Genomic DNA, 9258 nt, shown 5'->3' with positions numbered 1-9258 from the left:
TTGAGGTTTTTGCCGGAACAGGATTTGAACGGCATCAACAATTTTTAGAGAATGTGCAGCGTTATGCACGCGAATACCGAGAATTCGTCACGGATATGGATAGAGCAGATCCCGATAGTCTCCATATTATTGGAGTTCGTGAGGGAATGTCGAAGAAGCCTATCAGTCCAGAATCAATTCCGGCCTTTGAAGATACGCTCAGTCTCAGTCGAGATTTTAACGCTGCAGCTATTGATTTGTTCTTGTTGATTTTGTTTTTTGTTGTTCTTATGTCCGGAACTTATCTTACGTTTGTACGTGTTGAGATATAATACTTATGACAACACTTATCCATTGAGAATGCCTTGACAATCTTAACTTTTGCATAGGATCTGTACTGCTGGGCAGATGGAGAGAATAATCGCTTGTAGTCAAAGTGTAAGACCTATTGGCTCATGTAAAGAATGAGTGCGAATGAAAACATTTACCCCCCGTGGTCACTGGCTTCATGAAAAACAACCGCACACACCTTTGACATGAGCGGCCCTAATTAGCGTTGGCACTACATCCCCTTAGATAGAGGTGTTTGATGAGAAATGACAATACCGAACTGATTCGACGTATCCTTAAAGGCGACGACGCTGCTTTTGCGTGTTTGGTTAGAAAGTACCAGAAAAGGGTTCACGCGCTCGCATGGCGGAAAATAGGGGATTTCCACATCGCTGAAGATATTACGCAGGAGACGTTCCTACAGGTTTATCGGAAATTGGCGACACTGAAAAATCCAAACCAGTTTCCGGGATGGCTTTATGTTATCACCCATCGCTGCTGTCTCACGTGGCTCCGTAAGAAACGGATGCAAACGCAACCTTTGGAGGAGGTAGACATAACAATGATAGAGAAGACTTCCTATTCCAGACATGTTGCTGAAGAGCAGGCGGAAAGTGCAGCGGCAGCCAAACGCGAATTGGTCAAAAACTTACTGTCAAAGTTGAAGGAGAGCGATCGAACCGTTATCACCCTCTATTACTTCGGTGAAATGACATATGCAGAGATAGGCGAGTTTTTAGGTGTGTCCGCGGATACAGTTCGGATACGAGTTCGCCGTGCGCTGCAACGCTTAAAGAGACACGAACTGCTGATTCAAGAGGCACTCGGTAGTTTCCAACTATCTCCTACTTTAACAGAAAACATTATGCGCGAGATTCCGCGTATCAAACCTCTACCGCCTACCGGCGTGAAGCCACCGATAGTCCCTTGGGCAATCGCCACGTCGACCATTATTCTCGTTGTAATGATGCTCGGAGCCAGCAATCAATATTTAGCACGTTTCCAACAACCCTACAGTTTTGATGCCACATCCCAAATGACCATAGAACTTATTGAAGCACCTATTGTGATAGACCTACCATCAAAGCCCGATGTCCGAAATCAGGTGGGACGCTCTGGTAAAGGGATCGCTGCCGTTTCCCAAGATTTTGAGACGCTCGCAATAGCGCAATCTCCAAACGAAACCCGCGTTCTCACTCAGGAAGTGCAACAGAAAAATATCGAAATTTGCACCCAAAATTTACTCGTAATCGGCAGTGCGATTCGTGCTTATCAGAAAGAACAGAGTGATCTTCCAGAGTGGCTCTCGGATCTTCACCCCAAATATCTGCCAGATGCAAACATCCTAATTTGCCCCGCAGATACAAGTGGGGGTAAAGCAGGCTATTTCCTGAATGTTGATCCGAAAATGCCAGTGAGTTACGGGTACGAGTTTAACCCTAAGTATCGAACGTACAAAAGTCGACAACGCTTGGTGTATGGTGATGCCATGCCACTTGTCCGTTGCCGACATCACGCAAATGATGATTTTCAGTGTCTGAACTTGAGTCTCTCTTCTAAGATTTATGAGTCAACTAATGTTTGGGAATACTCACCTCAAGATATGTATGGGAGTAGCGAAACAGCCATTACGACTTTAGAAGAAACACTTGAGAAACACCCAGATAATGTACATTTCTACGAACTGTATCCATTGCTTGTCAGTCTCTACATCGAAGTCGGGAGCGAACCAGCAGTGGATGCGCTTATCGAACGTTTCAAATCAGTCATGAAACCCAATATCGCAGGTTATATTACGCTCTGTAATATGCTGCAGGTGATCGGACGCTATGAGGATATGCTTGCTGTTGTTAAGGCGGCTGAGCGTCAGAATCCGGACAACATCTTTATTCTCAGGCTACTTGCCTACACCTACGAGAAATTAGGCGAGACCGAACTCGCTAAATTCTATGAGCGCGACGCGGATCCGTTACACGAATTGATTGGGAAACCTGCCCCAGGCTTTTCGGTTATTGACCTCAATGGGGATTCGATTGCACTACAGGACTATCGTGGAAAAGTCGTTCTACTCAACTTTTGGACGATGTGGTCCAGTCTTGGTCTTACAAAAATGCCCTATCTCAAAAAGGTATATGATACCTATAAAGATGAAGGCTTTGACATCATCGGGATCAGCCTTGATGATGATGAACCGAAATTCCGAAACTACATTCAAGAAAACGATATTCCGTGGCGACAGATTCTTGATAACGTGGCTGGCAAGAATTCGATCGCTCGGCAATATGCTATTCGAAGTATTCCAGCAACTCGTCTTATTGACAGAGAAGGTAAATTAATTGAAGCAAAAGGGATGGATTTGGAGAAATTCGTGGCAGAGGCCTTGAAAAATAAATCCAAGGATTAGCTTAACACGAAATTGGACTTCAAAAAAATACCTTTCGTGCTGAATAGGAGAAAGTTTTATGCAACGCTTATTCAAATATCATCAATTTTTACGGATTGGAAACGCCCTACTTTAGTGGGGGGAGGAAAATCCGCCCTCTTGGATTAGACAAAACATCTGAAGTTAATAGAAAAAACACTTGACTTTTCTATGAAAATATGGTTCAATATATATATCACGTTGGCAAGCATGACAAGCGTAACCTCTCGGTTACGTGCTTGCCTCCCACTTGTCAGGGGATAAACGCGTGATACGTGAAAGTCAATGAGATTAACCTTTAAGTATCCTGTATATCCTACGAAAACACAGGAGACAACATTGTTAGCGTGGTTTGACCACCTCTGTGAACTTCAGAATTCTGCGCGCAATAATCGCAAGTATGCCTACGAAGAAGAAGGGCGTTTTGTTTCTCAAGGTGAGCAACAGGCCCTTTTGACGACAGCGCGTGAAAAATATGATGACTTCCGTGAAGTGCCTCAAGATTTTCAAGTTTCGGTCCTCAAACGCGTTGACAAAGCGTTTGATGCGTTCCGCAGACGTTGCCAAGAAGGCGCGGAGAAAAAGGGCTACCCTCGCTACAAAACGCGCGTGCGTTCTCTGACGTGGTGCTTGCGAAAACACAAAGTCAAGGATAAAGCGACAAGCGGATTTATTCGTGTCCGTCAAAATCCTATAATAGAAACCGATTTTCGCCATAATCGCTTGAAAGTGCCAAAACTTGGTGAAGTCAAGATACGCATGCCCCGTCCGCTTCAAGGCGATCCGAAGGCAGTCACGCTCGTCAAGAAAGCGTCGGGTTGGTATGCCCATATCGTTTGCGATATACCAGATACCCCGAAAGTTGAACCGACAGCAGTGATTGCTGTTGATATGGGAACGACCCATTACTTGACGACTTCCGAAGGCGAAAAGGCAGATAACCCCCGCTGGTATCGTCAAGGAGAAGGACTGCTGCACAAGCACAACCAGACCATGGCACGCCGAAAGAAAGGTAGCCAACGTTGGCAGAAAGCCGTGCGTGCGACTGCGTTGCACCATGAACGGACTGCTAACAAACGCAAAGACTTTATCGGAAAAATAATCTACAAACTTTTTCATCATCAGAAAAATAACGTCCTTGTCGCTGAAGACTTGAGCATTGCCAATATGGTTAAGAATAAACACCTCAGCAAGAGCATTTCCGATGCGTCTTGGGGTATCTTCTTTGAGTGGGCTGGAAACATAACCGAAAGAGACGGTTTCCATTTCCACCAAGTGGCCCCAAAGAACACTTCGCAAACATGCTCGAGTTGTGGTCAGAAGTCGGCAAAGAAACTTTCGTTGGCGATACGCACTTTTGATTGTAGTTTTTGTGGCAACTCTATGGATAGAGACCACAACGCTGCGACAAACATACTCTTACGGGCGGCTTGCGCCCATCGTGGAGAGCGTTGGGTTACCAACCTCTGTGAAACGAGAAACTTATCGGTAGACCGATAGGGCTTGTTTCTTAACAAGCCCCCTGCCTTTAGGCGGGGGTACTATGACAGAAGATGGCACCCCAGCGAATGCACGTGTGGTATTCGCAAAGACTCTCTTCACAAATGGCATAAGCCTCCCAAAACTAAAAAACATGAATTTGGCATAAGACCTCTATTGGTTTAAATAATGCAACCTTTTCGCGCTTAAATTGTATCTATAACGATTTGTGCTAGATAATTTTGTTTTATAGCGTTTTGCTTATGCGCGAACGAGGTCTTTGAGTTTTATCAAGGAATGTTCCAAACATTGGTTCACAAAGGCACCGTGAAAACAACTGGCATAAGTCGTAATTAAAACTATATTCTAAGTCATTAATATTGGGTGCTTTAGGACAATTTCACATCTCGGTTCTGAATTCATACGGACCTCTTAGAATTATGCACCTTTTTTTGTCGAATTCGCGTCACTATAGGGAAGTGAATTGATAGGGTGCCTCTTTGAGGTATGCAGACCTATCTATTCACGAATACGGAAACGCTATTAGTTCCATTGATGAAATAGTCTTTTTGGAGATAAGAGACGATGAGAAACGATGATGTCGCCTTGATTCAACGTATCCTTACCGGTGATGAAAACGCTTTCGCGAGTTTGGTTAGAAAGTACCAAGGGCAGGTCCACGCATTCGCACGGCGGAAAATCGGGGATTTTCAGATCGCTGAAGATATTACGCAGGAGACTTTCCTGCAAGTCTATCAGAAACTGGAAACCTTAGAAGATCCAACACTGTTCTCAAAGTGGATCTATGCAATTGTGCATCATCTGTGTATCGCATGGTTCCGAAAGAACAGGTTACAGACGGAACCCCTTGAAGAAATCTGCATATTAGGAATAGAAACAGAACCGTATTCCCGATATATTGCATCAGAACACGCGAAAATAGCTGCTGAAGCGCAGCGCGACCTCGTCGAAAAACTGATAGCGAAGTTGAAGAAGAACGATCGCAAGGTTATCACGCTCCACTACTTTGAAGAGATGACATCTGCAGAAATAGGCGAATTCCTTGGCGTATCTGAAAACACCATTAAAAGTAGGATCCGCCGCGCGAGGCAGCAACTTAAGAAATACGAATCTATAATCCGAGAAGTATTAGGTATCACAATTGAATCAGAAGATCGCTACCCCAAACATTTGAACGGAGGTATTCAGATGAAGTTAACTTTTCAAAGAGACAACCTTTTGTCGTCCCTACAAACACTGGGGAGTGTCGCGAGTAAGCGGAATACCGCGCCGATTCTTTCAAATGTTCTCATCCAAGCGGAAGGGAGCACGATTGAGTGTATGGCAACGGATGCGGAAATCGGCATTAGAATGAAGGTTGACGGGACTGTCAATGAAGAAGGCGCGATCGTTATCTCCATCCAAGAATTGGAGAATATTGTCAAAAGGTTACCCGCTGAGAAACCGATAGATTTGGCAAAAACGGCAGACAACCGTGTTGAAATCATTTCTGCAGATAGCGTTAATAAAATCGTCGAACTTTCTGATGAAGAATTCCCACAACTCCCTTGCGTTGATGAAAGCGCATTCACTATTGATGGAGAAACCCTGCGGTCTGTCCTCTACAAAACTGAATTTGCTGCGCCCACAAAGAAAGCCCGACAGACCTGCCTAAACGGGCTCTATTTTAACCTTCTTGAGGATAGAACCGAAGTCGTTGGAGCCGATGGTATACAACTTGCTCTCGCACACTGTGAACCGCTCAAGTTATCTGAGGACAAAGATGGGTTCATCGTCCCACTCAAAGCCGTCAAAGAAATTGAACGCGCCTTTGCCAACGCCCCAGAGATAAAGATTTCACTTGTTGAAGACCAAATCCTCTTCGCGGATGCAGACACCACGCTGACGACCCGACTGGTGGACGCTAAATATCCAGAGTATGATAGGATCATTCCAGAATCTTTTGAGGGGCATGTCGTGGTGCCGAAAGCATCTATTATGGACACAACGCGTGAAATTTTTTCGCGGGCAAATCCGAAAAACGCTCTGGTCTGTTTAGAAATCAATCCGCAACAGATTCGGATCTCGGCGAAAACCTCTGAGACAGATGAAATAGATGAAACGTTAGCAGCCGAGTCTGGCACTGGAAGCGTCCGTATCGGTCTGAATGCGCAGCTGCTCATAGAGACACTCTCACATATTGAAACGGAGTCTGTATCGCTGGCGTTCACGAATGCGATGAAACCTCTCGTTGTTAAACCGATTGGTGAGGAAGGACATATCTGTGTCCTCTGTACAATGATCATGGATTCCTAAGCATCTCACTTTGAAAAGGAAATTACAATGCTCAGCGAAATCGCATTACAAAAACGAGAACAAATGATTCGCGATGGCTTCTGTGTGATAAATAACATTCTCACAGATGAATTTTTGCAGGAACTCCGTGAAGAATCGGAACGGCTGATCGCGGAAAACGTACAATTAGAAAAACAGATGTACCATGGACACTATATAAATGTCAGTAGTGATGAAAACGAACATATACATAGGTTATTAGAGTGGCAGCCTTCACGGAAGGCATTAGAAGCAATCGGATTTGAAGATTTCACAGCACTCGGCGGTATCATCATCCTTACGAAGGATCCAGGAGCCCCACCCCTCTTCTGGCATCAAGACTGGTACCATTGGGATGACCCGATGAGTTGCACACCTTGGCCACAACAGATTTTTCTTAACTACTATCTTACCGACACAAATCTGGAAAACGGTTGTTTAAAGGTCATTCCCGGTACCCATCGCAAACGGATTGATTTTCACGATATTCTTGTGCAAAAGGGTGAGATTTTAGGCGACAGGTTTCAGTTTGCCGAGGAAGACTATCCGTTTATGTTTAATAACCATCCGGATCAGGTGGATGTCTGCGTTAGCGCAGGTTCATTGGTTTTGACAGACGCGAGACTTTTGCATGCAGCGCGAAAAAACTATACTGATGAACGCCGCACCCTACTTCTCGCATGGCACCGCCGACCGGACACTATACCGGATTATTGGGATTATGAGATTCCTGAACCTGTAACCAATCGTGACCATAACGCAGAATATCCGCAATCTAATATCCCTGGAAAATATTTAACTCGGTAGGAACCCACGGAGTCAATACAGCAAAAGTTTTTCAAGTCTGCAGATATACTCTGAAATCTACTATAATAGCAACGGATAGCGTTTCGAGCGGACAAGATTATTGAAGGTGTTGAGAATGGAACAGAATTTAGGAAGTGGTAAAATTGCGGTCCGCTTGTTGGGTGCTCTCAAACCGTATTGGGGGTTAGCCTTGCTGTGCCTGCTCGTCTACGCGGGGTCCCGGGGGCTCTTCCTATTCACCCCGTGGGTGGAAGGCCAATTTCTGGATCGCGTCTTTGGTGAAAAAGATGCTGACTATCTATTTCTCCTTGTAGGCGTGTGGTTTGGGATTGCCCTTGTGACTTATCTGACAAGTCTTGGAACGGGATATTTTGTGTCCAAGATTACAGGGCAAACCCGCCGGGATATGCAGCTGAAGGTCTACCAACATCTGCGGTTCCTGCCCTGCCGTTTCTACGATAACCACACAACGGGACAGATCATGGCTTACGTCAATACGGATACAGGGTCCGCCGCAGAAGGGATTTTGGCGAGCGGATGGATTGTCGCCGGCGGGGTTGAATTTGTTATCACTCTGGTGGTCGTGTTCTGGGTGAATCCGTGGTTGGGGCTTTTTAGTATTCCGTTTACGCTCGCTGTGGTGTATCTTCCAGTTCTTTTCCGAAGACCTGTGCAAAACGCTTCAAAGCAGGTCTTACAGGAAAGAGAAAGTATTTCCTCCCGGCTTCAAGAGGGGATTGCGGGCTCGCGAGAGATTAAATCCCTCGGACATGAAATGCGAGACATGGGGTTCATCGGTGGTTCCCTAAACACCCTTGTCCGTGCAGAAGTCCGTCAAGCAGTTATAGGAGGACTGACAGCACTCGGTCCGCTGGCCTCTTGGTTGGGCAATCCGCTTTTCTTTCTCATCGGCGGAAAAATGGTGATCGATGGAGACATCAGTGTCGGTTTTTTTTGGATGGCAACCCGTTATTTGAATCTGCTCACCTTTCCACTCTATCGATGCCAAAATGAATATCAAAAACTCCTGCGAGCCGGGGAAGGCGCAAAACGGGTGTTCGCTTTCCTTGAGGAAAACCCGACTGAAACCCAAGACGGCATCACGGGTATTAACTTGCAGGGGAAGGTCAGATTTGAAGATGTCACTTTCCGTTATAATGAGACGGAGCCTGTCTTAGGGAACGTTACCTTTGAGGTGCAGCCCGGCCAACTTGTTGCACTTGTGGGCCCAAGCGGAGCGGGGAAAAGCACACTCCTCAACCTCATTCCGCGTTTCTACGAACCCACCCAAGGATGTATCTATATTGATGAACATGATATCACAACACTCAACTTGCGTGTCCTGCGCTCCCAGATGGGCACAGTATTTCAAGACCCTTACCTCTTCTCGGGTTCAATTGAGGAAAACATCCGAATGGGGGCACGACACCCAGAGCGCGTGAGAAAGGAAGATATTATTGCCGCTGCCACTGCCGCAAATGCCCATGGCTTTATCACACAACTTAAAGATGGCTACGCCACGGAGATAGGCGAACGTGGTATCAGGCTCTCCGGCGGCGAACGTCAACGGATTGCTATCGCTCGTGTGCTCATTCGGAATCCGAAACTTCTCCTTTTAGATGAAGCCACTTCCGCACTCGACTCGGAGACGGAGCGGGTCGTTACAGAAGCCTTAGAGCGGTTGATGAAGGGAAGGACTTCATTTGTGATCGCACACCGATTGTCTACCGTGCTAAATGCCGATGTGATTCTTGCGATGGAAAACGGTAAAATTGTGGAAGCAGGTACGCATCAGGAACTACTGACGCAAGGTGGGCTTTATGCTCGGTTGTATCACTTACAATTCGCGGCATCCAACGATCCAAAACAACAATGACGTGTTTATTGTTGATAGGTCCAAATAAACT

The 9258-nt window shown here is 45.8% G+C and carries 6 protein-coding genes; all 6 read left to right on the top strand.

The genetic code is table 11. The features are described 5' to 3' along the window. Positions 1-311, top strand: a 311-nt coding sequence (locus OXH00_14815; protein ID MCY3742284.1) for a hypothetical protein, incomplete at its 5' end; no start/stop codon positions are given. Between the two features lie 257 nt (positions 312-568). Further along, entirely contained in the window at positions 569-2713 is a 2145-nt protein-coding gene (locus tag OXH00_14810; protein ID MCY3742283.1) for a sigma-70 family RNA polymerase sigma factor, read from the top strand. A 303-nt stretch (positions 2714-3016) separates the two neighbouring features. Continuing rightward, entirely contained in the window at positions 3017-4231 is a 1215-nt protein-coding gene (locus OXH00_14805) for a transposase (protein ID MCY3742282.1), read from the top strand. Positions 4232-4795: 564 nt separating this feature from the next. Then, a complete protein-coding gene (gene dnaN, locus OXH00_14800; GenBank protein MCY3742281.1) occupies positions 4796-6526 on the top strand; it encodes a DNA polymerase III subunit beta in 1731 nt (576 codons plus the stop codon). Between the two features lie 27 nt (positions 6527-6553). Next, positions 6554-7351 (top strand): phytanoyl-CoA dioxygenase family protein, encoded by a 798-nt coding sequence (locus tag OXH00_14795; GenBank protein MCY3742280.1) that lies wholly within the window; start codon positions 6554-6556, stop codon positions 7349-7351. Between the two features lie 115 nt (positions 7352-7466). Next, entirely contained in the window at positions 7467-9227 is a 1761-nt protein-coding gene (locus OXH00_14790) for an ABC transporter ATP-binding protein (protein ID MCY3742279.1), read from the top strand. Positions 9228-9258 lie beyond the last annotated feature (31 nt).

It is taken from the genome of Candidatus Poribacteria bacterium, assembly GCA_026706025.1.
Classification (GTDB): domain Bacteria; phylum Poribacteria; class WGA-4E; order WGA-4E; family WGA-3G; genus WGA-3G.
The sequence above is the reverse complement of the archived record's forward strand: the minus strand, read 5'-3'. Positions and strand labels throughout refer to the sequence as shown.